Raw genomic sequence first — 25,542 nt, 5'->3', positions numbered from 1 at the left:
GAGTAGAGGTCATAACATTTTAGTAAAATTAAGGGTTTACAAAATTACCGTTATTATTACTATTTTCGTTTAACCAACTTACTCATTTTTTTTCTCTGGTAGAAATTTAAATAAAAGCACATGAAAGAAACCAAACATATATCAAGATCAAGAGCACAGGAATCATCTGCGGCAATTGAAAAAATGTACATAACAATGCGCCACCTATTCAACCGTGGTTTTTATAAGCCAATGGGAGTTTCAGGCGATAGTCTGCGTGAATCATTATTGGCCTTGCGTCCAGAAATTTATGGAAATATAGGCGAGGAAAAAGTAGAACTGAATGGGCTTTTGTATGTTATTGAACGTCTTCCAATAGGAATTGAACAATGTCGTTTTATCAATTTAACTTCAGACGAAGGATATTCTAAATCGCATTTCCAGGCAATTGTTCCTCCAAAAAGGCGACGAAATTGTTACCGAATTGATGAGGAGCAAATGAATGTTGAAATCACTCGTGGAAGATCGGATATTTATGATATTCTGACACATCTGACTTTTATTTTCATCGAATCGCATAAAATCAGAAACAGGGTTTTATTAGATGATGGCGGAGAAGTTTCGCGCGATTGGTTAAAATTGGAACAAGCAGTGATGCAGACCAAAAAGCTGCCTTTGGTCGAAAAAGAAAAAGCAATTTCGCATGTTTCCAATATTTTAGGAAGAACTTTTGAAGAAGTTTTGAATATTTATGAAGCTTTTGGTTCTGAAAATGCCCCGGATCGTTTTCTCCATGTAATATATTGGTTAGGAAAATTAGCGATCGAGGAAATGATCGATAATAATAAAAGAACGATCACTTTTAGTCCTGTTTTAAGAGAACGTTTAGGACATCACATTCATGGTGAAATCTGGGCAACCAATATTAAAGAAGTTTTAAAAGCAAACAGTCTTTTAAAAAGACCCATTCATGTCATTAGTGCAAACATGCACAGTGTAATGAATTCTATTTTTGCAACACCTTTGTTGAAAACCAAGTTTAAAGACAAATCAGATTTCTTTATTTACGAAGAATTAAGCAAATCTGCAGCCAAAGAAACCAGAGCTATAGTGGAAGAATTGGCTTTGAAAAACGGAATGATTTCATTGCCGGATACATCAGGAACCAATATAGATGTTCAGATTTTTGATACTGCCAAAATTGACTGGACAAAAACAGCATTTCCTAAAACCAAGTCTGACGAAACTAAACCGGTAATAATAGTAATGGATTATGCTTTTGGCGAACAGGCTTATGAAACCATAGATGAACTTTTAAAACCGTACAAAAAAGATACATTATTAGATGTTAAATCAGTTTCGATAATGGGAAAGGCCGGAATTCTGGAAGGCGGGAAAGGAGATATCATGATTCCGTCAGCACATATAAACGAAGGAACAGCAGATAATTATTTCTTCGAAAATGAATTGACAGGTGCTATGTTTGAAGGAAACGACATTGCTGTTTTTGAAGGCGCCATGGTTACCGTTTTAGGAACTTCTTTACAAAACAGGGAGTTATTAAAATTCTTTCATGAATCGACCTGGGGAGTAATCGGTCTTGAAATGGAAGGATCTTATTATCAGAAAGCAATACAATCTGCTTCAAAAATCAGAAAAAGTGTACCTCATGACATCAAGGTCAGATATGCCTATTACGCTTCAGATAATCCTTTAGAAACAGGAAGCACATTGGCTTCGGGGGGCTTAGGAACTACAGGAGTAAAGCCTACGTATTTAATTACGATAAAAATTCTGGAACAAATTTTAAATCTTAAATAGTCAGCTCATCACAAGTTTAGTCAATAATAGAAAAAAGATAAATGTTAAATTTATTTTATAAAGTTGAAAAAAGTAAATTTGCTGCAGGAAACAAATTAATATGAAAAGAATACTTATTACAGGTGCTGCAGGATTTTTAGGATCACATTTATGTGACCGATTTATCAAAGAAGGTTATTATGTTATTGGAATGGATAATCTGATTACGGGAGATCTTAAAAACATTGAACATTTATTCAAACTAGAGCACTTTGAATTCTATCATCATGACATCACGAAATTTGTTCATGTGCCAGGAGAGTTAGATTATATTTTGCATTTCGCTTCACCGGCAAGTCCAATTGATTATTTAAAAATTCCAATTCAAACCTTAAAAGTAGGATCATTAGGAACCCACAATTTATTAGGTTTAGCCCGAGTAAAAAAAGCAAGAATTTTAATTGCTTCAACTTCAGAAGTATATGGAGATCCTTTAGTTCATCCGCAAACAGAAGAATATTATGGAAATGTAAACACCATTGGACCACGCGGGGTTTATGATGAAGCAAAACGTTTTCAGGAATCAATAACAATGGCATACCATACTTTTCATGGTGTTGAAACCCGAATTGTACGTATTTTTAATACCTACGGACCAAGAATGCGACTTAACGATGGCCGTGTAATTCCGGCTTTTATTGGACAAGCTCTTCGTGGTGAAGATCTGACTATTTTTGGAGACGGTATGCAAACCCGTTCGTTTTGTTATGTTGATGATCAGGTAGAGGGAATCTTCAGATTGTTACATTCAGATTATGTGTATCCGGTAAATATTGGAAATCCGGATGAAATCACGATTAAGGATTTTGCTGAAGAAATTATAAAACTTACCGGAACTAATCAAAAAGTAGTGTACCATCCATTACCGGTAAACGATCCTTTGCAACGCCAGCCCGATACTACAAAAGCAAAAGAACTATTAGGTTGGGAAGCTACAGTAAACCGTGCCGAAGGAATGAAAATCACCTATGATTATTTTAAATCACTTTCAAAAGAAGAACTTTCAAAAGAAGAACATAAGGATTTTTCAAATTATATAAAATAAATGCGGACAAAAACAGGAAAATACTCAGGCTACATCCGCCCATTCTCCTATTTGATTGATTTGCTTATTATCAATTTTTTTGCGGTTTATATCGCGCATTTTCCTGTAGATCAAATTTTATTTTTAGTTGTACTAAATATCGGTTGGATTGGTATTGCTTCTGATTTAGGTTTTTATGAAGTTTATCGATATACTAAAGTTATTGCCATTTTAAACTGTGCATTAAAACAAGCCTGTTTATTTGGTTTCGTAGTTTTTGCATTAGCATTTTTTTATGCTAATCAAACCAGTTTTAAAACGTTACTGTTTTATTTATGGTTTGTATTTATTCTTATTTTATTCATTAAGTTTTCAATCTATTATTTTCTTCAGACGTATCGGGTAGTATTTGGCGGAAATCACAGAAGAGTTGTATTGTTAGGGAATCAAGCCAGTATTTCACCTTTAAAACATTTCTTTACTGAGAATCCGGACTATGGATATGAACTGATTCATGTTTTTGAATTTGAAGAAGTAAAAAACGAACATATTGAAGAAATGTTTGAGTTTGTTTTAAATAAACAAATGGACGAAATGTATTGTTCTACTATAGGATTATCTCAGAATCAAATTGACGAAATTATTGATTTTGCAGATAGTAATCTAAAGACTTTGAAATTTATACCGGATGGGAATCAAATGTTTTTTAGAAATTTTATCTTAGAATATTATGATTATATTCCTGTAATTGCACTTAGAAGTATCCGTCTCGATGAAAATTTGTATAAAATAATGAAGCAGACTTTTGATGTTATTTTTTCAATAGTAATTATTATTGGAGTTCTTTCCTGGATTCTTCCAATTTTGGCAATTTTAATAAAATTGGAATCAAAAGGACCTGTCTTACTGAAGCAAAAACGGAATGGACTTAATAACAAGGAATTCAATTGTTATAAGTTTAGATCAATGGAAATGACAAATGAAACCTATCCAAACCAGGTTTCTAAAAATGATTCGAGAGTTACAAAAATCGGAAAATTTATTCGAAAAACCAGTATTGATGAGTTGCCACAGTTTTATAATGTTTTACTTGGAGATATGTCGGTTGTGGGACCAAGACCACACATGGTAAGCTATAATCAGGAATATATCTTGAAAGTAGATAAATTCATGGTACGCCATTTTATAAAACCGGGAATCACTGGTTTAGCACAGGTGAAAGGTTTTCGAGGCGAAATTGAATCGGATTATGATATTATAAACCGGGTAAAATATGATATTTTTTATATTGAGAACTGGTCCATTTTGTTAGATCTGAAAATTATTTTAATCACGATTTACCATATTATTAAGGGTGATAAAAAAGCGTATTAATGAGTGATTTAGTTTCTATCATAACGCCAACTTTTAATGCCGAAAAATATATTAGGGACACCTTGCAGTCTGTACTGCATCAAAGTTATCAAAACTGGGAAATGATTTTGGTAGATGATGCTTCAACTGATGAAACTGTAAAAATCATAAATGAATTTGCCGAAAAAGATGTTAGGTTTAAATTGTCTAGATTATCAAAAAATTCCGGAAATGGTTTTGCCCGAAATGTCGCTTTAGAAAAAGCAGCCGGAAAATATATCGCTTTTCTAGATGCAGATGATATATGGTTTCTTTCGAAATTAGAAAAGCAAATACAGTTTTTAAAAGCAAATAATTTATCTTTCACTTTTAGTTTTTATGATTGTATTGATGAAGAAGGAAACTTGCTAAACAGACGAGTTGAAGCGCCTGCAAATTTAACGTACGAAAAATTGTTTTTTTGCAATTATGTTGGCAATTTAACGGCAATTTATGACGCTGATTATTTTGGAAAAATTACTTTAGAAGCTACTCAAAAAAGACAAGATTGGCGTATCTGGCTTACTATTTTAAAGCAAATTAAGGTTACAAAACCAGTCCCTGAATCTTTAGCCTTTTACAGAATCAGAAAAGATTCTATTTCATCATCAAAATTCAAATTAATCAAACACAATTTTGGTGTTTACAGCCAATTCCATGGCTTTAATTTTGTGTTTTCTGTTTTTTTGATGATCCTATTTTTATTTACACAGTTGATTATAAAACCTGTATATATAAAGAAAATTTAGGATTTTAAAGTCATAATTTATAACCTCCAATTATTTTTTATATCCAATTTTCACTCTTTCCTTTTCATTTTCCTTTTTCTCTGTCAATTCATCCAGATAAGAAAAGACCAATTCTATGTTTTTATCATGATTCTCAAGCTTCTTTTGAATCTGGAGTATGTCAACTTTAATTTCGGTTGTGTCCAAAAGCATTTGTCTCACTTTTGTAAAAATTCTCATGATTTGTATATTGGTTTGAATGGCTTTATCGCTTTTTAATACACTTGAAAGCATTAATATTCCATGTTCGGTAAAGGCATAAGGAAGATATTTTAAATTTGAACCTCTTCCATTCTTCAAGGTCGCAAATTGCGACCTTGAAGAATTGTATTCATTTTCAGTTAGTTGAAACATGAAATCTTCAGGAAATCGAGATGAATTTCTTTTACCTGTTCATTTAGTCTTTTAGTTTCGACATCATAAAGAGAAGCCAAATCGCTATCCAGCATCACTTTATGTCCGCGAATAAAGTATATTTTTTAGAAATTGTTTCTTCGGAAAGTAAAGATTGATCGTTCATAAGTTTTTAATTAGCAAAAAAAATTGTAAGATTTTATTTATATCATAAAAAAGATTTAAATTGCTTTAATTTTCCTCGATTGGTTCTTTCTAAAACATTTCTTCGGGTAAAAGTGAAGTTTAAATTTGGTTCAAGATATAAGGAAATCGCTTCTTCAATTTTTTGAATTTGTTCACCATTCAATTCTTTTTCAGAAACATATTCAATTTCGAAAGTATCTAATTTGGTTTGTTTGATGATAAATTCTTTGACATTTCCATCATCTTCAATAATGCTTTTGGTTACATAATAGAAAGTTAGTCCCGGTGATTTTTTTCCGCTTGGCAAAATTGCAATGTCGTTTGTTCTTCCAATTAATTTTTTCAGAATTGGTTTTTTCGGCGTACTTTTTTCATCTAAAATTCCGATGTCGCCAATTTCATATCTGATAAAAGGATTTGCTTTATTGAACAAAGAAGTAATCACAATTCGGCCTTCTTGACCGTAAGGCAGAACATTATTGTTTTCATCTAAAATTTCGACAAACAGGGTTTCAGCATTTACCTGCCATTCGCCTTTTGGATTTTCAAAAGCAATCAAATCCAATTCTGAAGCTCCGTATTCATTGATTATCGGAATGCCGAATTGCTTTTGTAACAATGTTTTATCCGATTCAAAAAGCATTTCCGAAGTAACAAAACAAGCTTTTAAAGTTGGACAGATTTTTTTTAGAATGATATTTTTCTTTTCTAAATATTTAGCAAATAAAACAATCGAACTTGTGTAACCATTAACATAATCGAATTTTTTCGATTTGAATTTTCCCAGAAATTTTCCTAAAACTTCATCTGATAAATCAAAAACCGGAAAACGAAAACGGCGACTCAAAAAATCCTTAAAACGTTCTTTTTGGTATCCAGCAAAATCCATCGGAATGCCATAAAAACGAGCCTGGTACGAATGATTAAAATCAATGTTAAACCAGCCGAAACGCATAATGTTTGATGCCCAGGTTAAGGCGTGAGCATATTTATCTTTCGCAAAAACAAAAGGTGTTCCACTCGATCCGGATGTTTTGTTGAGGTAAATATTTTTTAAAGTATATCCTTTTGAGAGTCTTTCCTCAAGAGGTTTCTGTAGATTCTGTTTATTTAAAATGGGTAAATTTTCCCAATTTGGAGTAATTTTGCTTCCAACTAATTCCTGATAAAAAGTGTTGTTTTGCAAATGAAAAGCAACAATTTCCTCTTTTTTATTTTGAAGAAAAACAATATAATCTTCTTCGGATAAATTCACAATTTGGTCTAATTCAGCCTTGGCTTTCTCTATTGGAAAACCATTTAATTGAAGCGAAATATCGAAAAGAGAAATCATTTGGAACCGTATTTTTCATCAAAAATAATATTCTCCAATTACTAATAGAGAAGAATCAACAACTTTTTAAGATTTAATTATTTTTTACGTACAAAAGCAATTATTTTTGCACCACAACTAAATACAACTATACCATGACAATTTTACTATTGGGATCAGGCGGAAGAGAACATGCTTTTGCGTGGAAAATGATTCAGAGTCCGCTTTGCGAAAAACTTTTTGTTGCACCGGGAAATGCAGGAACGGCTGGAATTGCTACAAATGTTGACATGTCTCCAACCGATTTTGATGCCATAAAAACATTTGTCCTTAAAGAAAATGTAAAAATGGTAGTCGTTGGACCTGAAGATCCGTTGGTAAAAGGCATTTACGATTATTTTAAAAAGGACGAAAGTTTAAACCATATTCCGGTTATTGGTCCATCAAAATTAGGTGCTCAATTAGAAGGAAGCAAGGAATTTGCTAAAGAATTCCTGATTAAACACAACATCCCTACTGCAGCTTACGATAGTTTTACTGCCGAAACGGTTGAAAATGGATGTGCTTTCTTAGAAACTTTACAACCACCATATGTTTTAAAAGCAGATGGATTAGCTGCCGGAAAAGGAGTTTTGATTATTCAGGATCTTGAAGAAGCCAAAACAGAATTAAGAAACATGCTGGTTCACGAAAAATTTGGATCTGCGAGTTCAAAAGTAGTTATCGAGGAATTTTTGGACGGAATAGAATTAAGCTGTTTTGTTTTGACAGACGGGAAAAGCTATAAAATTCTTCCAACAGCAAAAGATTACAAACGTATTGGCGAAGGCGATACAGGACTAAATACAGGCGGAATGGGAGCAGTTTCTCCAGTTCCTTATGTTGATGCTGTTTTGATGGAAAAAATTGAAACACGTATTGTTAAACCAACCATAGAAGGTTTTCAAAAAGACGGAATCGAATACAAAGGATTTGTATTTATTGGTTTGATTAATGTAAAAAATGAACCAATCGTTATAGAATACAATGTAAGAATGGGAGATCCGGAAACTGAGGTTGTTGTTCCAAGATTAAAATCTGATTTGGTAGCATTATTTCAAGCTGTTGCAGATCAGGAATTAGGCGCTTTCGAATTGCAAGTTGATCCAAGAAGTGCCACTACAATTATGGTCGTTTCTGGTGGATATCCTGAAGAATTTGAAAAAGGAAAAGTAATTACAGGTTTAGAAAGTATTACAGATTCTATTGTTTTTCATGCAGGAACAAAATTAGATAACGAAAATGTCGTTACTAACGGAGGACGTGTGTTAACAATAACATCTTACGGAGACGATTTCCAACAAGCCATAAAAAAATCTTACCAAAACATAGATAAACTAAGTTTTGATAAGATGTATTTTAGAAAAGATATTGGTTTCGATTTAATATAAAATAATTTTAACCCTCATAAAAGGGTTAGGTTTTTTTATTTTAAAAATGAATGAGCCGTAGTATCTTGGTTTTCTGTTCCGGCGTCATCAAAAATGCGTAGTTGTTTAATCCAATAAACGATTGCGCATGCACAGATGATCATAAAAATCCAGTTAATTGTATTTGCACCAAACCACGTAATAAGTTCTAAATGACGTAAAAAGTCAAGTGGAGCGAACAAAATGTTAACAAATAAGTATTGTATTCCTTCAAAAAAAGCTGTCATAATTTATAAAATTATATGTTATTTATTGTTGTGTAACGCATTGAAGTTATTCCGGTAATAGAATCTTTTTTCAACTTGTTGGTTTTCCTTTTTAAACAAGTATTATATTTACATTCACAAAAGTATAAAATATCCTTATGATAACAAGTGTTTTTAAAAAATCTACACCATTAAATTATTCTTTGGTCGTAATTTTAATACTGGTTTTCTTTTTTCTATTTCAAATTCAGGAACCATCATGGATGAGTTCTTATTTTTTGGTATTTCAAAAGGTAAGTTTGTTGTGCTTTATTTTTGCTTCTTTTTTTCTGATAAATTTCATCGTTAAAAAGAACGGGCTAAGTAAAGACAATGGATACGCAATACTTTTTTATTTATTGTTTCTATTGTTTTTCCCGACAATATTCAATAATCCAAATGCTATATATGCCAATTTTTTTCTGTTATTAGCGTTGCGAAGATTAATTTCTTTACAATCACTTAAGGCTTCAAAAGAAAAGATATTTGATGCTTCTTTTTGGATTTTAGTGGCTACGTTATTTCAATTTTGGTGTATTCTTTTCCTGATATTAGTCTTTATATCTATAATTTTTCACGTATCCAGAGATTATAGAAATTGGATTTTACCATTTATTGCTCTATTGGCTGTAACATTATTATTTTTAACAACATCATTAATTTTCAATTTCGATGCTATAAAATTTATTCAGGATAGGGCAGTTATTGATTTAAGAATTGAATATTTTAAAAATAATTACGAAAACGGAGCATTTTCAATTTATGTTGCGGTAGCTTTATTTTTTGTAGTTTCAATGTTAACAACCCTATCAAACAGACCACAAATTGTTCATACTTCATACAAAAAGGTAATAGCTAGTTTTTTTATTGCAGTTTTTGTTTTTATTCTTTCACCAAACAAAAGCAATGACTTATTGTTGTTTAGCATTACACCTTTGGCCATTATGGCATCTAGCCATATTGAATTTACACAGCAAAAACTAAATAGGGAAATTGTGTTATATGTACTAATCTGCTGCGGTTTATTTACATTTTACTCACAACTATAATTTGCTTCCGTAAGCAAGATCTCCTGCGTCACCAAGGCCGGGAACGATGTAGTTTTTTTCGTTTAATTTTTCGTCTAAAGCCGCAACCCATAAATGACAGTTGTCCGGTAGATTTTTTTCAAGATACGCAACTCCTTCTGGGGCAGCGATAACGACTACAATATGAATCTCATTTGGAGTGGCATTTTCAAGCAATTTTTTAAAAACCGCTACTATCGATTGTCCTGTTGCTAGCATAGGATCAAGAAGTAAAACCGTTTTATTATTTAAGTCTGAAATTGCCTGATATTCAACTAAAATTTCAAACTCATCAGCATTATTTGGATGATGTCTGCAAGCCGATACAAAACTATTTTCTGCATGGTCAAAATAATTTAAAAATCCGTTGTGAAGCGGTAATCCTGCTCTTAAAATTGGACATAAAACTAAATCACTTTCAATTTCTGTCGTTTTTTTTATTCCAAGAGGTGTTTGGATTTCTATTTCTTTGTAGGTCAAATTCTTGCTCAGCTCATAAGCCATAATTTCGCCAATTCGTTCGATATTTCTGCGAAAGCGCATACTGTCGTTCTGAATATTTACGTTTCTGATTTGTGCTAAAAAATGATTTAGTATGCTGTTATTTTCAGAGATGTAATGAATTTCCATAATGAATTTTTAGAATTATCAGTTGCGTATGATACGAAATGAAAAATTAAAGGTTTTTTACGTACTATAAAAGTATAAAAAGTATCTTTGTATCTCTAAAAAATAAATACATGTTTTCAAAATTAGCGTATTCAGTTTTCGAACAAAGTATCAAAGATTATCATGAGTTTGATAATGTTGACCAGCCCATAAATAATCCTTTCCCAAAAGATAAATTCGAACATTTATTATATTTAAAAAACTGGATTGACACTGTTCAATGGCATTATGAAGATATTATTCGTGATCCGCAAATTGACCCAGTTGCAGCTTTGACTTTAAAAAGAAAAATTGACGCTTCGAATCAGGAACGTACTGATATGGTGGAATATATTGACAGTTATTTTTTGCAAAAATACAGTCATGTAAAAGCAAAAGACGGTGCAAAAATCAACTCAGAAAGTCCTGCATGGGCTTTTGACAGATTGTCAATTTTAGCTTTAAAAATTTATCATATGCAGGAAGAAGCTAGTCGTGCTGAAGCTTCACAAGAACACAGAGATAAATGTCAGGAAAAATTAAATATTCTTTTAGAGCAGAGAAGCGATTTATCTACAGCAATTGAAGATTTATTGACTGACATCGAAAATGGAGATAAATTCATGAAAGTGTACAAACAAATGAAAATGTACAATGACGATGAATTGAATCCGGTTTTGTATCAAAATAAGAAATAATTTTTGGGTCTATTTCCAGTTTTCCATTTCAATTCCTCACAAAAGAAAAGAGTTTATAATGTTCAAAAAAGAGCTTCCGTTGGTCGCTTTTTTTAGACAGGAAACTTTATTTTTTTTGCTCCGGGATTTTCATTTTAATCTGGGCTAAAAAGAAAAGGACCAGAATTTGATTAAAAAAGTGTTTTTAATAAGTTGGAATAACATAAGTGGTTCACAATTTAATTTTTAAAAGTCAAAAAATTGTCAAATAAAATTAAGCATATAGCCGTCATGAGACTATCCGCAATGGGAGATGTCGCCATGACGGTTCCTGTTTTAAGAGCCTTTGTAAAACAGTATCCAACCGTAAAACTGACAGTGATTTCACGTCCTTTTTTTAAACCTTTTTTTGACGGAATTCCGAATTTGGAATTTTTTGCTTTTGATGAGAAAGAAAGACACAAAGGTTTTCCAGGACTTGTAAGATTATTTAAAGACGTTAAAAAGTTTAAAATTGACGCTTTTGCAGATCTTCATAATGTTTTAAGATCCAAAATTGTGAGTTTGCTTTTCACTTTAAGCGGAAAAAAAAGAGCCACAGTTGATAAAGGAAGAGAGGGGAAGAAAGAACTGACTCGTGCGGAAAATAAAATTTTAAAACAATTGCCAACCATGTTCGAAAGACATGCCAAAGTGTTTGAAGAACTTGGTTTTCCATTAGATTTATCGAATCCTGAATTTCCTGAAAAGGCAGAATTGGACTCAGCTGTTTTGGAAATCATTGGCAATCAAAATAAAAAGTTAATCGGAATTGCGCCTTTTGCACAGTATGATTCCAAGGTTTATCCTTTGGATTTAATGACTGAAGTTATTTCTTCATTGGCACAAAATCCAAATTATAAAATCCTTCTTTTTGGAGGAGGAAAAAAAGAAATCGAAATTTTAGATTCACTTTCAAAACCATTCGAAAATGTAATTAATATGGCTGGAAAAATTAAATTTCAGCAGGAATTACAACTCATTAGCAATCTTGATGTTATACTTTCTATGGATTCCGGTAACGCACATATTGCTGCAATGCTGGGAGTAAAAGTGGTTACGCTTTGGGGTGCAACGCATCCATACGCAGGATTTTTGCCTTTTAATCAAAGTTTAGAAAATGCTTTAACATCAGATCGAAATCAATATCCAAAATTGCCATCTTCTGTTTATGGCAATAAAATTGTGGAAGGTTATGAGGATGTGATGAGAAGTATTTCTCCGGATGAAATAATCGGGAAAATCCAGAAACTTTTGTAAATTTAAAGAACAATGGAATTACCTCGAGGCTCTGCCTCGGGGTAATTCATTATAAAATAGATACAAAATAAGATGTTATTAAAAAAGAAATATAAAAGACAGACGAAGGTAGTGATGCATTGCCATAATATTTAATGTTAAACCGTGTTGACAATTAGATAACTTTTAAACTTAAAATTAAGATAAAAAAGTAATATCAGTTATAATTACACCTTAATATACTAAATTTTTAAGTGTATTTTTTTTAAAAATTCTTAAAATTAATTATGTTTTTTGTGATTGTTTATGCTGTTTAAGTTAAATTGTATTTTTGAAGAGAAAGAAATTTGTATTGAATTTTACAAATGTTTAACTTTTGGTAAAATGAGTTCAAAAAAAATCCCAAATCTCAATTTTAAAGTTGAGATTTGGGATTTTAACTTTTGAGATTTAATGTCTAAACATCATCATAATCTACATAAATAGATTCTGAAGTTGGGTGCGCCTGACAGGTTAAAACTAAGCCAGAAGCAATTTCTTTATCAGTCAAAATAGAATTTTTTGTCATCTCTGCAGTTCCGGAAGTGATACGGGCTAAACAGCTGCTGCAAATTCCACCCTGGCAGGAATAAGGTGCATCAATTCCTTGTTTTAAAGCAGCGTCCAGAATAGTCTGTTTTTGAGACATTTCAAAAGAAACTTCGTCATCATCAACTAAAACTGTAATTTTTGAATGCCCTTCTAATGAAGTCTGAATTTGATTTTCCTGAGAAGAAGAGGTAAAAAGTTCGAACTTAATAGCCGAGTCTTTTACATTTTTCTCTTTCAAAATTCCGGAAACTCTATCGATCATTTCTTCAGGACCACACAAATAGAATTTATCAAACTGTAATTCTTTGTGTTTGTTGTTCAAAACAAAATTCACCGCCGATTTATCAATCCTTCCAAATAAAGCATTTTCGGCTTTAGCCTGACTAAAGACATAATGCACGAAAAGACGTCCTACATATTGCAATTGTAAATCGTGCAGTTCCTGATGAAAAATAGTTTCATCGGGAGTTTTGTTTCCGTAAACCAATACAAAAGTACTTTTTGGCTCACTTTTCAAAACCGATTTTATAATAGAAAGTACAGGCGTAATTCCGCTTCCGGCAACAAAAGCGGCATAGTTTTTTTGTCTTTCGGCATCCGGTTCAAAAGTAAATTTTCCTTCTGGGTGACCTACTTCTAATACATCTCCGGCTTTAAGTCTGGTATTGGCAAATTGCGAAAACAAACCATTTTTAACAGCTTTTACAGCAATTCTTAATTCACCGCTTTCGGGTGCAGAACAAATAGAATAAGCACGGCGAATTTCCTGATTATCAAGAGTTAATTTCAAATTAATATATTGTCCGGCTATAAATTTATAGTCTGGTTTTAGTTCTTCAGGAACATTAAAAAGAATCGAAACCGAATCAGAAGTTTCGCGTCTTACCTCTTTAATTATGAGTTTTAAGAATGAAGGCATGATATGATATTTTATGCAAAAGTAGCAAACAGCAACTAATTGAAAGGCACTAAAGTATTTTTTTTAACTTTTTTTGTAACGTTTGCCTAAATTTGGTCTCTTACTATAAAACTCAAAACCAAAGAACCATGATTAAAAAATTTATTTATCTCGAATGGAAAGCTTTTACCAGATCGGCATCGTTTGGTGCAAATCTGGCAATGAAAATTTTGATAGGTTTTTTGATGGTCTATTTTTCCATCATTTTTATCGGAATGGGAGTGGGAGCATTTTATATACTAAAGAAAATGAACCTTGAACCGCTGGTAACCATCAACAAATTTTTGATTTATTATTTTTTATTCGATTTGGTTGTTCGCTTATTAATGCAGGCAATTCCGGTATTAAATATTAAACCATTATTGGTTTTACCTTTTAAAAAACCTACTATTGTTCATTTTTCTTTAGGTAAAACAGCCTTATCTTTTTTTAACTGGGTACATGCTCTTTTCTTTCTTCCTTTTTCTATTATCATGGCAGTAGAAGGATATGATATTTTAGGAATCCTTTTTTGGCTTTTGGCGATTTTCTCCTTAATATATCTCAATAATTTTTTAAATATTATTTTGAGTAATATTGATAAATTATTTATTGTTTTCATTGGAATCGCTTTGGCTTTAGGAGCTGCACAATATTATAAGTTATTTGACATTACTGTTTTTACAACGCCTTTTTTTCAGGGATTTTATGAAACAAAATGGTTGTTTTTGATTCCGATACTGGTTCTCATCGGTCTTTATGCTTTTACATTCAAATATTTTAAAAACAATTTATTTTTAGATGCTGGACTTTCTAAAAAAGAAGATATCGCAACGACTGAAAATCTTGTTTGGCTGAATCAATTTGGAACTTTAGGAACGTTTCTTAAAAATGACATTAAACTAATCCGAAGAAATAAAAGATCTAAAACAACACTGCTAATGAGTTTTTTCTTTTTGTTTTACGGATTGATCTTTTTTGGAAACTCACATCAGCCTGCCATCATGCATATTTTTGCAGGGATTTTTGTTTCGGGTGGATTTTTATTTGTCTTCGGACAATTTGTACCAAGTTGGGACAGTTCCTATTATCAATTAATGATGACACAAAATATCCCGTATCGTGGATATATCACTTCAAAATGGTGGCTTGTTGTAATTGCCACTTTTATCTCGACAATCTTAGCATCGTTTTACCTTTTCTATGGATTAGAAATTTATCTGACTATCGTAGTTGGTGCTGTTTACAATATCGGAGTCAACTCCCATTTGGTACTTCTTGGCGGTGCTTTTACCAAAACGCCAATTGATTTAAGCTCATCAAGCGGCGCATTTGGAGACAAAAAAGCATTTAATGTAAGCGCCATGCTGCTGACTTTGCCAAAATTATTATTGCCTTTGGCACTGTATGGGCTCGGACTTTATTTAGGGGATAAATTACTTGCCTTGTCTTTTGTTGCCGGAGCCGGGGTTCTGGGTTTTATCTTTAGAAATAAAGTGTTTTCACTTATTGAGAAAAGATACAAAATCGAAAAATACAGTACGATTCAGGCTTACAAACAGAAGAATTAACGTAATTAGAAAATGTGCCAATTTGATAATCAGATAATTTTTATCCAATTGAAAAACAAATTAACGATTAACCAAATCAACAATTAAACGATAAAAAATGATACAAGTAAATCAACTTTCAAAAATATATAACGGAACAACAGTTTTAAACATAAACAATCTTGAAATTCCAAAGGGACAAAGTTTCGGATTAGTGGGAAATAACGGAGCAGGTAAAACTACTTTTTTTAGTTTGCTGTTAGATTTAATTCAGCCTTCAACAGGAAACATTACGAGCAATACTATTCAGGTTAATACAAACGAAAACTGGAAATCGTTTACCGGTTCCTTTTTGGATGAAAGTTTCCTGATTGGCTATTTGACCCCGGAAGAATATTTTTATTTTATTGGAGATTTACGCCATCAGAATAAAGCAGATGTTGACGCTTTATTAGTGAAGCACGAAGAGTTTTTTAATGGAGAGATTCTGAAAAACAAGAAATATTTGCGGGATTTATCCAAAGGAAACCAGAAGAAAGTAGGGATAATTGCCACACTTATTGGCAATCCTGAAGTAATTATATTGGATGAACCGTTTGCCAATTTAGATCCAACAACAGTAAGCCGATTAAAAAAAATCATTAAAGAATTGGCAGAAAATCCAAATGTTACTGTTCTTGTTTCCAGTCATGATTTGCAGCATACTGTTGAAGTTTGTGATAGAATTGTAGCTTTGAATAAAGGCGAAATTGTAAAAGATATTCAAACCTCAAAAGAGACCTTGCAGGAGCTGGAATCGTTTTTTGCAGTATAAATTTCCATATTTCAAAAAGAAGCGTATTTTTACCAGTCATTATACTAAAAATCCTTTTTAGAAGTTAATTGATTTAAACTCTTTTCTATTGAAAAAGAATGCTCTGAAATATAGTTTTCCATTTATTTTTTTATTTTTTTTGATAGCCTGTTCTACCAAAAGAGATACTTTTTTGGCTAGAAATTCACATGCTTTGAGTACAAAATATAATATTTTGTATAATGGCGGAATTGCTTTAGATAAAGGGTTAACTGCCATAAAAGGCAATAATCAGGATAATTTTTGGAAGATGCTGCCAATCGAAAAAATGCAAATAGATGACAATATTTCGGAACAGGAGAAAACCAAAAATCCCGATTTTGAACTGGCCGAAACCAAAGCAACAAAAGCCATTCAGAAGCATTCAATGAACATAGGCGGCAGAGAGAAAAACACTCAAATTGATGAAGCCTATTTAATGCTTGGAAAAGCACGATATTATGACCAGCGTTTTATTCCTGCGCTCGAAGCATTCAATTATATTTTATACAAATACCCAAACAGCAGTAATATTTATACAGCTAAAATTTGGCGTGAAAAAACCAACATGCGTCTGGGAAATGATGCAATTGTGATAAAAAACACCAAACTATTATTAAAAAACACGGATTTAGACAAACAAACATTTTCAGATGCAAATGCATTGCTGGCAGAGGCATTTTTAAATCTCGAAGAAAAAGACAGTGCTGTTACCAAACTTAAGATTGCTGAAAAGTTTTCAAGAATAAATGAAGACAAAGCCCGTTACCGTTTTATTTTGGGTCAGATGTATCAGGAAGCTGAAAAAAGAGACAGCGCCATTTATTTTTACAATAGCGTAATCGATATGAATCGTAAAGCCGATCGAAAATATATGATGCAGGCTTATGCGAAAAAAGCGCAAATTTTTGATTATGAAAATGGAGATCAGGATTTGTTTATTGAAACCTATAATAAATTGGTTGAAGATCGCGAAAACAGACCTTATTATGACATTCTCTTTTTCGAAATGGGAGTTTTCTTCGATAAATATAAAGACAAGCAAAATGCACTTGAATTTTATAATAAATCCTTAGCAAGAAAATCTAAAGATTCTTATCTGATAGCTTCTACTTACAGAAACATTGGGAATATGTATTTTAAGAATACTGATTATACAATGGCTGCTAAATATTATGATAGTACATTGGTTAAATTAGATCCGAAAAGCAGGGAGTTTGCTTCTATCGAAAAAAACCGAAAGAACTTAGACAATGTTATCAAATACGAAGGAATTGCAAAACGCAATGACAGTATTATTATGGTAAAAGCTTTACCTGAAATTGAAAGAAAAACGTATTTTGAAAATTATATTGCAGAATTAAAAAAGAAAGATGAAGCTAAACGAATCTTAGAAGAAAAAGAGAAAGAACGATTAGCGAATATTGAACAAAATACAAATTCAAGCAATGCGTCAGAGGCGGTAAATCCTCAGTCAACAGGAAATAAATCACCTATCGTTATGCCAGGAGGTTTCAATCCGCCAACCGGAAATGATGTGGCAAGTGTTTTCTATTTTTATAATCCATCAACAGTTGCTTACGGAAAATTACAGTTTAGAAAAATGTGGGGCAACAGGGCATTAAGTGGAAACTGGAGGTTATCTGCTTCAAAAGCTAATATAAATACGGCTTTGACTGATTCGATATCTATGAAACAGGATTCATTAAACGCTTTGAAAGACTTAATTGTTATTGAAAAGTATACGACAGAGTTTTACGAAAAACAACTTCCAACAACTCAGGTTGCTATGGATAGCATTGGTAAAGAACGCAATTTTGCATACTATCAATTAGGATTAATTTACAAAGAGAAATTTAAGGAATACGATTTAGCCAGTAGTAAATTTGAGCAATTGCTTCTTAACAATCCGGAAGAAAAATGGATCTTACCATCGATGTATAATCTGTATAAAATATACCAAATTACAAATCCTGCAAGAGCTGAAAGGATAAAATTTGATATAACAGCTAATTACCCAAATTCGAGATATGCCCAGATTTTAAACAATACAAATCCCGAAAACGGCACAAATTTATCGCCTGAAAAAGAGTATGAAAAATGGTATAAATTATTTCAGGAAGAACAGTTTGATGTTGTACTGGATAATATTGATAATTTGATAAATCAATTTTCAGGAGATGAGATAGTTTCTAAATTTGAGTTGTTAAAAGCCAATACTTTAGGAAAAGTTAATGGTTTGGCTTCCTATAAAAAAAGCATGGAAGAAGTTGCGGATAATTATCCAAATAGTGAAGAAGGAAAAAGTGCACGTGAAATTTTAGAAAAACAAATTCCAAGTTTAGAAAAACTTGATTTTACTACAGATGGGAAAAACTGGAAAATTTTATATTTAGTTGGTAAAAACGATACTAAAACAGCTAAAAAAATTGAAGAAGCAATTAAGGTTTTTTTATTGGTTGAAAATTTTGAAAGACTAACTACTTCTTTTGACAGATATAATAAAACGGAAAGCTTTTTTGTAATTCACGGTATAAAATCAGAAGCATATGCTAATGATGTTGCAGGAGTTTTAAGGGATGATGCAAAATACAAAATCTCACATCCTGCCATTATTATTTCAAGTGATAATTATAAAGTAGTTCAGATGAAGAAAAATCTTCAGACTTATTTATTGCCAAAAACCCCATAATCATGTTTGAAAAAGCAAAAAAAAGCAGCACAGAGCTTTTAGGTAAAACCAACAGAATTGTTGAAGGAACTTCTATTATAGGAGATATTGTTTCTAAAGCCGATTTTAGAATCGATGGAGAATTGATAGGAAATTTTACTTCACAAGGAAAATTAGTTATCGGACCATCAGGTATTATTAAAGGAGAAATTATTTGTAACAATGCCGACATTGAAGGAGAATTTCACGGAAAAATAAAAGTACTCGAGGTCCTTAATATAAAATCATCGGCACATATTCATGGAGAAGTTGCCGTTGGAAAATTGTCTATTGAACCAGGAGCAGATTTTGCAGCTACTTGTAAAATGTTAAAAAACAACGAAGTAACTATTAAAGATGGAAAAGGAGCCGAAGAAAAACAGAAGGAATAAATGGTTACCACTTATTAATATTCCTGTTCAAATGGGAATTATTATTTTCTTGTTTTCCTATTTTGGAACCTGGTTAGATGAAAATCATCCAAGCCCAAAATTTTATTATAATACTATTTTCGTCATGCTTGGTGTTGGACTTGCCTTATATAATGTTATCAGGCAAGTAAATGACATCAATAAATAAAGTAAATTTTTTGTTTAAAAAACAGCTTTAAATAAATGTTGCATATTTGCATAAAATTATTTCACATGTTTTTAAAAATTTACAGGCCTATTTTACAATTATTCTTATTAGCTTTGGCATCCTACATTTTGCATAAAGCAGCATTTTTACTTTTAGAAGTTAACCCCAATAACTTTTATTATAGTATAGAATTTTTGTATTTAATTTTTTTCGGAATTTCCGCATTGTTGTACCTTATATTATTAATAGTAAAAAAGAAGAATTTTGAAATTGTTGGAATGGTTTTTCTGTTCGGAACCTTTACGCAAATGTTATTAGGATATTTAATTTTGAGACCTGTTTTGGAAGATAAATCCGAAGTGGTGGTCATTGAAAAAATCAATTTTTTTATAACATTTATTTTATTTTTGTTATTTGAAACGCTTTTAACTGTCCGATTATTAAATGAAAAGCGTTAAAATAACGATTCTGTAAAACAAGGTTCAAAAATAATTTTTCATATCCTTTTGAATATTAATAAAAAATGTACCTTTGCACCAAATTTTAGAAACGTAAAAAAAATAAGATTTTTAACAGATATGGTGATTTCAAACAAACCACTCCATTTTATTCTTGTAGCTTTAGTAGCTTGTCTTCCAGTAATTAGTTTTGCAAATTCTGAGAATGACTCCTTACAATTGCAATCAGAAGTTGTTCACGAAGAGAAAGTAATTTCACATGATTCCGCTATGGCAGAAGAGCATCAGGCTTTGGATCCAAAGGAAAAAGTGAATGCATTTATCGACCATCACTTACAAGATTCTCATGATTTTGTCTTCTTTTCAGATGAAAAGGAAAATAAACATTATGGTTTTTCTTTACCTGTTATTCTTATTGATGGCGGTTTGAAAATCTTCTCATCATCAAAATTGCACCACGGAGAAACAGTTGCTGAAGTTGACGGAAACTTTTACAAATTAGTCCACGGTAAAATTTATAAAACTGATGCTGCTGGTACCATTAACTTTAATGAGCACGGACATCCGGAAAACGAAAAACCATTAGATTTTTCTATTACTAAAAATGTTGTTTCCATGTTTTTGGTTTCATTACTATTATTATTAATGTTTACAGGTCTGGCAAAATCATATAAAAAAGGACCTATTCCAACTGGTTTTGGAAGAGTATTAGAACCACTAATTATTTTTATCAGAGACGAGATCGCTGTTCCAAATATTGGCGAGAAAAAATATAGAAAATATATGGGTTATTTATTAACCGTGTTTTTCTTTGTTTGGTTGTTAAACCTTTTGGGAATGACTCCACTTGGAATTAATGTTACAGGAAATATTGCGATTACAATTTGTTTAGCAGCCTTTACTTTTATAATTACACAATTTAGCGCTAACAAAGAATACTGGGGACACATTTTCTGGATGCCGGGAGTTCCTGTTCCAATGAAAATTATTTTAGCACCAATTGAGGTGTTAGGTATATTCACAAAACCTTTTGCTTTGTTGATTCGTTTATATGCAAACATTACAGCAGGTCACGTTGTAATTATGAGTTTGATTGCAATGATTTTCGTAGGTAAAAACTTAGCAGCAGATTTACCGATCTCAATGGGATTAACATTGTTTATTTCTGTTATTGAAGTTTTAGTTGCATTTTTGCAGGCGTTTATTTTTACAATGTTATCATCATTGTTTATTGGTATGGCCGTTCAGGATCATGATCACGGTCATGGACATGAAGAAGAAAATGTGATTATTTAATTTAGAAGTTTAATTTTATATATATAAATAGTTATGGGAACAATTCCAACTTTAGTAGGTGCAGGTTTAGTAGTAATCGGTGCAGGTTTAGGTTTAGGTAAAATCGGTGGATCTGCTATGGACGCGATTGCTCGTCAGCCAGAAGCTGCAGGTAAAATTCAAACTGCGATGATTATTATCGCGGCTTTATTAGAAGGTTTAGCATTTGCTGCTTTGATCTTAGGAAAATAATAAAGAAAAAACTAACAACATCTTTAACGGTTGGTTAAAGGTGTTGTTACCTTTTAAAAAGAAATTAAATATTTTAATATAGTTATAAAATGGATAAGTTAATTAACGATTTTTCATTCGGTTTATTCTTTTGGCAAGCTTTAATCTTGTTGGTTTTAATTTTACTTTTAGTAAAATTTGCATGGAAACCAATTATGGAGTCTATCACAGCAAGAGAAGAAGGTATTAAAGATGCTTTACTTTCTGCTGAGAATGCAAAGAGAGAAATGCAAAATTTACAAGCTGACAATTTAAGAGTTTTGAATGAAGCTCGTGCTGAACGTGATGCGATGCTAAAAGAAGCTCGCGAAATGAAAGAGAAAATGATTGCTGATTCTAAAAACGAAGCGCAAGAGCAAGGTCAAAAAATGATCGAACAAGCTAAGGCTGCTATCGAAAGTGAAAAAAATGCTGCAATGGCTGAATTGAAATCGCAAGTTGCAACTTTATCATTAAGCATCGCTGAAAAATTGTTGAAAGAAGAATTATCTAACAAAGACTCTCAAACTAAATTGGTTGAGAAAATGTTAGGTGACGTAAAGTTAAACTAATATTATGGCAAGTACAAGAGCAGCAATTCGTTATGCAAAAGCAATTCTAGACTTAGCAAACTCTAAAGGTGTTGCCGAAGCTGTAAACAACGATATGAAACTGATTGCTTCAACTATTGAAAGCAATGCAGAATTGAGTACCTTTATTGAAAACCCAACAACAACTGTTGAGATTAAAGAAAGTGCTCTTTTAGAAGTTTTTGCAAATGTAAATGGCGTAACCAAAGGTTTGTTTCATTTATTATTCGAAAACAAAAGATTTGAAATTCTTCAAGCAATAGCTTTAGAATATAAAAAATTATTTGATGAAAGTAATGGTGTTGAGGTAGCTAAGGTTACAACTGCCATTCCGATGGATGCAGCTTTAGAAGCGAAAGTTTTGGCAAAAGTGGCTACATTATCAGATAAAAAGATAACATTAGAAAATATAGTAGATCCATCTATCATTGGAGGATTTATTTTAAGAATAGGTGATCAACAATACAATGCTTCTGTAGCAAACAGATTGCAGGTATTAAAAAGAGAGTTAAGTAATTAGTTTTATTACACATAAAGTGTCTAAATTATAAATTAAGATGGCGGAAATCAAACCTGCTGAAATTTCAGCAATATTAAGAAAGCAAGTAGAAGGTTTTGAATCTGGTGCTACGCTAGAGGAAGTAGGAACAGTACTTCAGGTTGGAGATGGTATTGCTCGTATTTACGGGTTATCGAATGTACAATATGGTGAGTTAGTTGAATTTGACAATGGACTTGAAGCTATTGTATTGAACCTTGAAGAAGACAATGTTGGTGTGGTACTTTTAGGACCATCAACAGGAATCAAAGAAGGTTCAACAGCAAAAAGAACACAACGTATCGCTTCTCTTAAAGTAGGTGAGCAAATGGTAGGACGTGTAGTAAACACTCTTGGTTTTCCAATTGATGGAAAAGGACCAATTGGTGGAGACTTATACGAAATGCCTCTGGAAAGAAAAGCTCCAGGAGTTATCTTCCGTCAGCCAGTTACTGAGCCATTACAAACAGGAGTAAAAGCAGTTGATGCTATGATCCCGGTTGGTCGTGGACAACGTGAGCTTGTTATTGGTGACCGTCAAACAGGTAAATCAACTGTTTGTATCGATACCATCTTAAATCAAAAAGAATTTTACGATGCAGGAAAGCCTGTATTTTGTATATATGTTGCAATTGGACAAAAAGCTTCTACTGTGGCAGGAATTGCTAAAATGTTAGAAGAAAAAGGTGCAATGGCTTATACGGTTATTGTTGCTGCAAATGCTTCTGACCCAGCTCCAATGCAAGTTTATGCTCCTTTCGCAGGTGCTGCAATTGGAGAATATTTTAGAGATTCAGGTCGTCCTGCACTTATTGTGTATGATGATTTATCTAAACAAGCTGTTGCTTACCGTGAGGTTTCTCTTTTATTAAGAAGGCCACCGGGACGTGAGGCATACCCTGGAGACGTTTTTTACTTACACTCTCGTTTGTTAGAGCGTGCTTGTAAAGTAATTGCAGATGATGGAATTGCTAAAAACATGAACGATTTACCAGATTCTATCAAGTCTATCGTAAAAGGTGGCGGTTCATTGACTGCTTTACCAATTATCGAAACTCAGGCTGGTGACGTTTCTGCATATATCCCAACAAACGTAATCTCGATTACAGATGGTCAGATTTTCCTTGATGGAGATTTGTTCAACTCTGGAGTGCGTCCTGCGATCAACGTTGGTATCTCTGTTTCTCGTGTTGGAGGTAATGCTCAGATTAAATCAATGAAAAAAGTTTCCGGAACTTTAAAATTAGACCAGGCTCAATTTCGTGAATTAGAAGCGTTTGCTAAATTTGGTTCTGATCTTGATTCAGTTACTTTAAATGTAATCGAAAAAGGTAAAAGAAACGTTGAAATCTTGAAACAAGGCTTGAATGATCCTTATACAGTTGAAAATCAAGTAGCTATTATTTACGCTGGTTCTAAAAACTTATTAAGAAATGTTCCTGTAAATAAAGTAAAAGAATTCGAAGCTGATTTCTTAGCTTACTTGAACAGCAAACATAAAGACACGCTTAATGCGTTGAAAGCTGGTAAGTTAGATGATAATATTACTGATGTTATCGAAAAGGCAGCAAAAGAAATTTCAGCAAAATATATCTAAATTTAGTTGATCGTTGTTGGTTGATTTTTGTTGGAATTATCCAGGAAACGGTCAACCAACAACCAACAACCAACAACTTTAATAAAATGGCAAATTTAAAGGAAATCCGTAATAGAATTACTTCCGTTTCATCGACGATGCAGATTACATCGGCTATGAAAATGGTTTCTGCTGCAAAGCTTAAGAAAGCACAAGATGCAATCACTGCAATGCGCCCTTATGCCGAGAAATTAACGGAGTTACTGCAAAATCTTTCTGCTACACTTGATGGTGAAGTTGGAGGAGATTACACCACACAACGTGAAGTAAAAAAAGTATTGCTTGTGGCTATAACTTCTAACAGAGGGTTATGTGGTGCATTCAATTCTAACATAATTAAAGAGATTAAGAATCGTGCTGCTTTTTATGCTGGAAAACAAGTTGATGTTTTTCCAATAGGTAAAAAAGGAAATGATGTACTATGTAAAACTTTTAAAGTTCACGGTCATCATAATGCAATTTTTGATCATCTGACTTTTGAAAATGTTGCCGGAATTGCTGATAATTTAACTGAAAAATTCTTATCTGGAGAATATGACAGAATTGAATTGATCTACAATCAGTTTAAAAATGCTGCTACTCAAATTGTTCAGACAGAACAGTTTTTACCGTTAGCTCCAATTAAATCAGAGGTACCGGTTACTGCTGGAGATTATATTTTCGAACCTTCAAAAGAAGAAATTGTGTTAACCTTGATTCCTAAATCATTAAAAACACAATTATACAAAGGTATTCGTGATTCATTTGCTTCAGAGCACGGAGCACGTATGACAGCTATGCACAAAGCAACTGACAACGCAACTGAATTAAGAAACCAATTGAAATTGACATACAACAAAGCAAGACAGGCTGCTATTACGAACGAGATCTTAGAGATTGTTGGTGGTGCTGAAGCTTTAAATGGATAAGAAGTATTCAAGATTTTTATAAATACAAAAAAGAGCCTGCAATTAAATGTAGACTCTTTTTTTGTATTTAAGAATTCCCCATTATTCTTAAATTAGATTTTAAAATGGTGATTCCTGAGAATTCTTTCCCCAAGAATCAGTTCCATTTTAAAGATTTTAGTGGAATTAACCACTTTGCTTTGTCTTTTATGGGAACAAACTAGCTTTATCAATCCCGGTGCTCTGTTTTTTTTAAGGGTTACGTGTCAGCTCAAATCAATCCCTTGCTTTGTTTTTATGGGAACAAATTAGCTTATAAATCCCAGTGCTCTGTTTTTTTAAGGGTTACGTGTCAGCTCAAATCAATCCCTTGCTTTGTTTTTATGGGAACAAATTAGCTTATAAATCCC

Annotated in this window: 23 protein-coding genes and 1 pseudogene; 19 read left to right on the top strand and 5 right to left on the bottom strand. The window is 32.4% G+C overall.

What is annotated here, in order from left to right:
* The first annotated feature begins 120 nt into the window (after nucleotides 1-120).
* The 4 genes from ACEN2I_RS18395 to ACEN2I_RS18380 all read left to right on the top strand — a co-directional run bounded on the left by ACEN2I_RS18395 (nucleotide 121) and on the right by ACEN2I_RS18380 (nucleotide 5,004).
* Nucleotides 121-1,800: a DUF6909 family protein gene (locus ACEN2I_RS18395; RefSeq protein ID WP_441767558.1), complete on the top strand. Its 1,680-nt coding sequence runs from the start codon at nucleotides 121-123 to the stop codon at nucleotides 1,798-1,800.
* Nucleotides 1,801-1,900: 100 nt separating this feature from the next.
* The gene (locus ACEN2I_RS18390; protein WP_441767557.1) at nucleotides 1,901-2,884 is read left to right on the top strand and encodes a UDP-glucuronic acid decarboxylase family protein; all 984 of its coding nucleotides are present in this window, start codon (nucleotides 1,901-1,903) and stop codon (nucleotides 2,882-2,884) included.
* The gene (locus tag ACEN2I_RS18385; protein ID WP_441767556.1) at nucleotides 2,885-4,237 is read left to right on the top strand and encodes an exopolysaccharide biosynthesis polyprenyl glycosylphosphotransferase; all 1,353 of its coding nucleotides are present in this window, start codon (nucleotides 2,885-2,887) and stop codon (nucleotides 4,235-4,237) included. It begins immediately after the preceding gene.
* Complete coding sequence (locus tag ACEN2I_RS18380; RefSeq protein ID WP_441767555.1) at nucleotides 4,237-5,004, top strand: glycosyltransferase family 2 protein; 768 nt, start codon at nucleotides 4,237-4,239, stop codon at nucleotides 5,002-5,004. Before ACEN2I_RS18385 ends, ACEN2I_RS18380 begins: the two co-directional genes overlap by 1 nt.
* Before the next feature lie 30 nt (nucleotides 5,005-5,034).
* Here ACEN2I_RS18380 and ACEN2I_RS18375 read toward each other — a convergent pair.
* Both ACEN2I_RS18375 and ACEN2I_RS18370 read right to left on the bottom strand, forming a co-directional pair.
* Nucleotides 5,035-5,492: pseudogene (locus ACEN2I_RS18375) on the bottom strand (ORF6N domain-containing protein).
* A gap of 113 nt (nucleotides 5,493-5,605) precedes the next feature.
* Nucleotides 5,606-6,916, bottom strand: a complete 1,311-nt coding sequence (locus ACEN2I_RS18370; protein ID WP_441767554.1) for a phenylacetate--CoA ligase family protein — start codon at nucleotides 6,914-6,916, stop codon at nucleotides 5,606-5,608.
* Between the two features lie 134 nt (nucleotides 6,917-7,050).
* Between ACEN2I_RS18370 and purD the strand changes: the two genes are divergently transcribed.
* Nucleotides 7,051-8,325, top strand: coding sequence for a phosphoribosylamine--glycine ligase (gene purD, locus ACEN2I_RS18365; RefSeq protein ID WP_441767553.1), 1,275 nt, complete (start codon nucleotides 7,051-7,053; stop codon nucleotides 8,323-8,325).
* Between the two features lie 35 nt (nucleotides 8,326-8,360).
* Here the strand turns inward: purD and ACEN2I_RS18360 are convergent, their stop codons facing one another.
* Nucleotides 8,361-8,591: a DUF6341 family protein gene (locus tag ACEN2I_RS18360; RefSeq protein WP_041519835.1), complete on the bottom strand. Its 231-nt coding sequence runs from the start codon at nucleotides 8,589-8,591 to the stop codon at nucleotides 8,361-8,363.
* 137 nt (nucleotides 8,592-8,728) lie between these two features.
* Here ACEN2I_RS18360 and ACEN2I_RS18355 point away from each other — a divergent pair, with 137 nt between their 5' ends.
* A complete protein-coding gene (locus ACEN2I_RS18355; protein WP_441767552.1) occupies nucleotides 8,729-9,658 on the top strand; it encodes a DUF6427 family protein in 930 nt (309 codons plus the stop codon).
* On the opposite strand, the gene upp is transcribed toward ACEN2I_RS18355, so the two are convergent.
* Nucleotides 9,653-10,306, bottom strand: coding sequence for a uracil phosphoribosyltransferase (gene upp / locus ACEN2I_RS18350; protein ID WP_441767551.1), 654 nt, complete (start codon nucleotides 10,304-10,306; stop codon nucleotides 9,653-9,655). The two genes, ACEN2I_RS18355 and upp, sit on opposite strands and share 6 nt — an antisense overlap.
* Nucleotides 10,307-10,416: 110 nt before the next feature.
* Here upp and ACEN2I_RS18345 point away from each other — a divergent pair, with 110 nt between their 5' ends.
* The gene (locus ACEN2I_RS18345) at nucleotides 10,417-11,022 is read left to right on the top strand and encodes a DUF4254 domain-containing protein (RefSeq protein WP_441767550.1); all 606 of its coding nucleotides are present in this window, start codon (nucleotides 10,417-10,419) and stop codon (nucleotides 11,020-11,022) included.
* Nucleotides 11,023-11,292: 270 nt separating this feature from the next.
* Nucleotides 11,293-12,300 carry a glycosyltransferase family 9 protein gene (locus ACEN2I_RS18340; RefSeq protein WP_441767575.1) on the top strand — a complete coding sequence of 336 codons (1,008 nt, stop codon included), beginning with the start codon at nucleotides 11,293-11,295 and terminating at the stop codon, nucleotides 12,298-12,300.
* Between the two features lie 436 nt (nucleotides 12,301-12,736).
* Here ACEN2I_RS18340 and ACEN2I_RS18335 read toward each other — a convergent pair whose 3' ends face one another.
* Complete coding sequence (locus ACEN2I_RS18335; protein WP_441767549.1) at nucleotides 12,737-13,789, bottom strand: 2Fe-2S iron-sulfur cluster-binding protein; 1,053 nt, start codon at nucleotides 13,787-13,789, stop codon at nucleotides 12,737-12,739.
* 128 nt (nucleotides 13,790-13,917) lie between these two features.
* Between ACEN2I_RS18335 and ACEN2I_RS18330 the strand changes: the two genes are divergently transcribed.
* The 11 genes from ACEN2I_RS18330 (at nucleotide 13,918) to atpG (ending at nucleotide 25,153) form a co-directional block, all read left to right on the top strand.
* A complete protein-coding gene (locus ACEN2I_RS18330; protein ID WP_441767548.1) occupies nucleotides 13,918-15,378 on the top strand; it encodes a DUF5687 family protein in 1,461 nt (486 codons plus the stop codon).
* Nucleotides 15,379-15,475: 97 nt separating this feature from the next.
* Complete coding sequence (locus ACEN2I_RS18325; RefSeq protein WP_441767547.1) at nucleotides 15,476-16,171, top strand: ABC transporter ATP-binding protein; 696 nt, start codon at nucleotides 15,476-15,478, stop codon at nucleotides 16,169-16,171.
* 88 nt (nucleotides 16,172-16,259) lie between these two features.
* A complete protein-coding gene (porW, locus tag ACEN2I_RS18320; RefSeq protein WP_441767546.1) occupies nucleotides 16,260-18,881 on the top strand; it encodes a type IX secretion system periplasmic lipoprotein PorW/SprE in 2,622 nt (873 codons plus the stop codon).
* A 2-nt stretch (nucleotides 18,882-18,883) separates the two neighbouring features.
* Entirely contained in the window at nucleotides 18,884-19,291 is a 408-nt protein-coding gene (locus ACEN2I_RS18315) for a bactofilin family protein (RefSeq protein ID WP_441767545.1), read from the top strand.
* Complete coding sequence (locus ACEN2I_RS18310) at nucleotides 19,257-19,478, top strand: AtpZ/AtpI family protein (RefSeq protein ID WP_441767544.1); 222 nt, start codon at nucleotides 19,257-19,259, stop codon at nucleotides 19,476-19,478. Before ACEN2I_RS18315 ends, ACEN2I_RS18310 begins: the two co-directional genes overlap by 35 nt.
* 578 nt (nucleotides 19,479-20,056) lie before the next feature.
* A complete protein-coding gene (gene atpB / locus ACEN2I_RS18305; protein WP_441767543.1) occupies nucleotides 20,057-21,232 on the top strand; it encodes a F0F1 ATP synthase subunit A in 1,176 nt (391 codons plus the stop codon).
* A 33-nt stretch (nucleotides 21,233-21,265) separates the two neighbouring features.
* Nucleotides 21,266-21,463 carry an ATP synthase F0 subunit C gene (gene atpE, locus ACEN2I_RS18300; protein ID WP_008465835.1) on the top strand — a complete coding sequence of 66 codons (198 nt, stop codon included), beginning with the start codon at nucleotides 21,266-21,268 and terminating at the stop codon, nucleotides 21,461-21,463.
* An 89-nt stretch (nucleotides 21,464-21,552) separates the two neighbouring features.
* Nucleotides 21,553-22,053 carry a F0F1 ATP synthase subunit B gene (locus ACEN2I_RS18295; RefSeq protein ID WP_441767542.1) on the top strand — a complete coding sequence of 167 codons (501 nt, stop codon included), beginning with the start codon at nucleotides 21,553-21,555 and terminating at the stop codon, nucleotides 22,051-22,053.
* Between the two features lie 4 nt (nucleotides 22,054-22,057).
* Entirely contained in the window at nucleotides 22,058-22,591 is a 534-nt protein-coding gene (gene atpH / locus ACEN2I_RS18290) for an ATP synthase F1 subunit delta (RefSeq protein WP_441767541.1), read from the top strand.
* A 37-nt stretch (nucleotides 22,592-22,628) separates the two neighbouring features.
* Complete coding sequence (gene atpA, locus ACEN2I_RS18285; RefSeq protein ID WP_065451758.1) at nucleotides 22,629-24,206, top strand: F0F1 ATP synthase subunit alpha; 1,578 nt, start codon at nucleotides 22,629-22,631, stop codon at nucleotides 24,204-24,206.
* An 86-nt stretch (nucleotides 24,207-24,292) separates the two neighbouring features.
* A complete protein-coding gene (gene atpG / locus ACEN2I_RS18280; RefSeq protein WP_441767540.1) occupies nucleotides 24,293-25,153 on the top strand; it encodes an ATP synthase F1 subunit gamma in 861 nt (286 codons plus the stop codon).
* The last annotated feature ends 389 nt before the right edge of the window (nucleotides 25,154-25,542 follow it).

Source organism: Flavobacterium sp. W22_SRS_FK3, assembly GCF_052113665.1.
Taxonomy (GTDB): domain Bacteria; phylum Bacteroidota; class Bacteroidia; order Flavobacteriales; family Flavobacteriaceae; genus Flavobacterium.
Note: the sequence above shows the minus strand (reverse complement) of the source record. Positions and strands in the feature narration are given on the sequence as shown.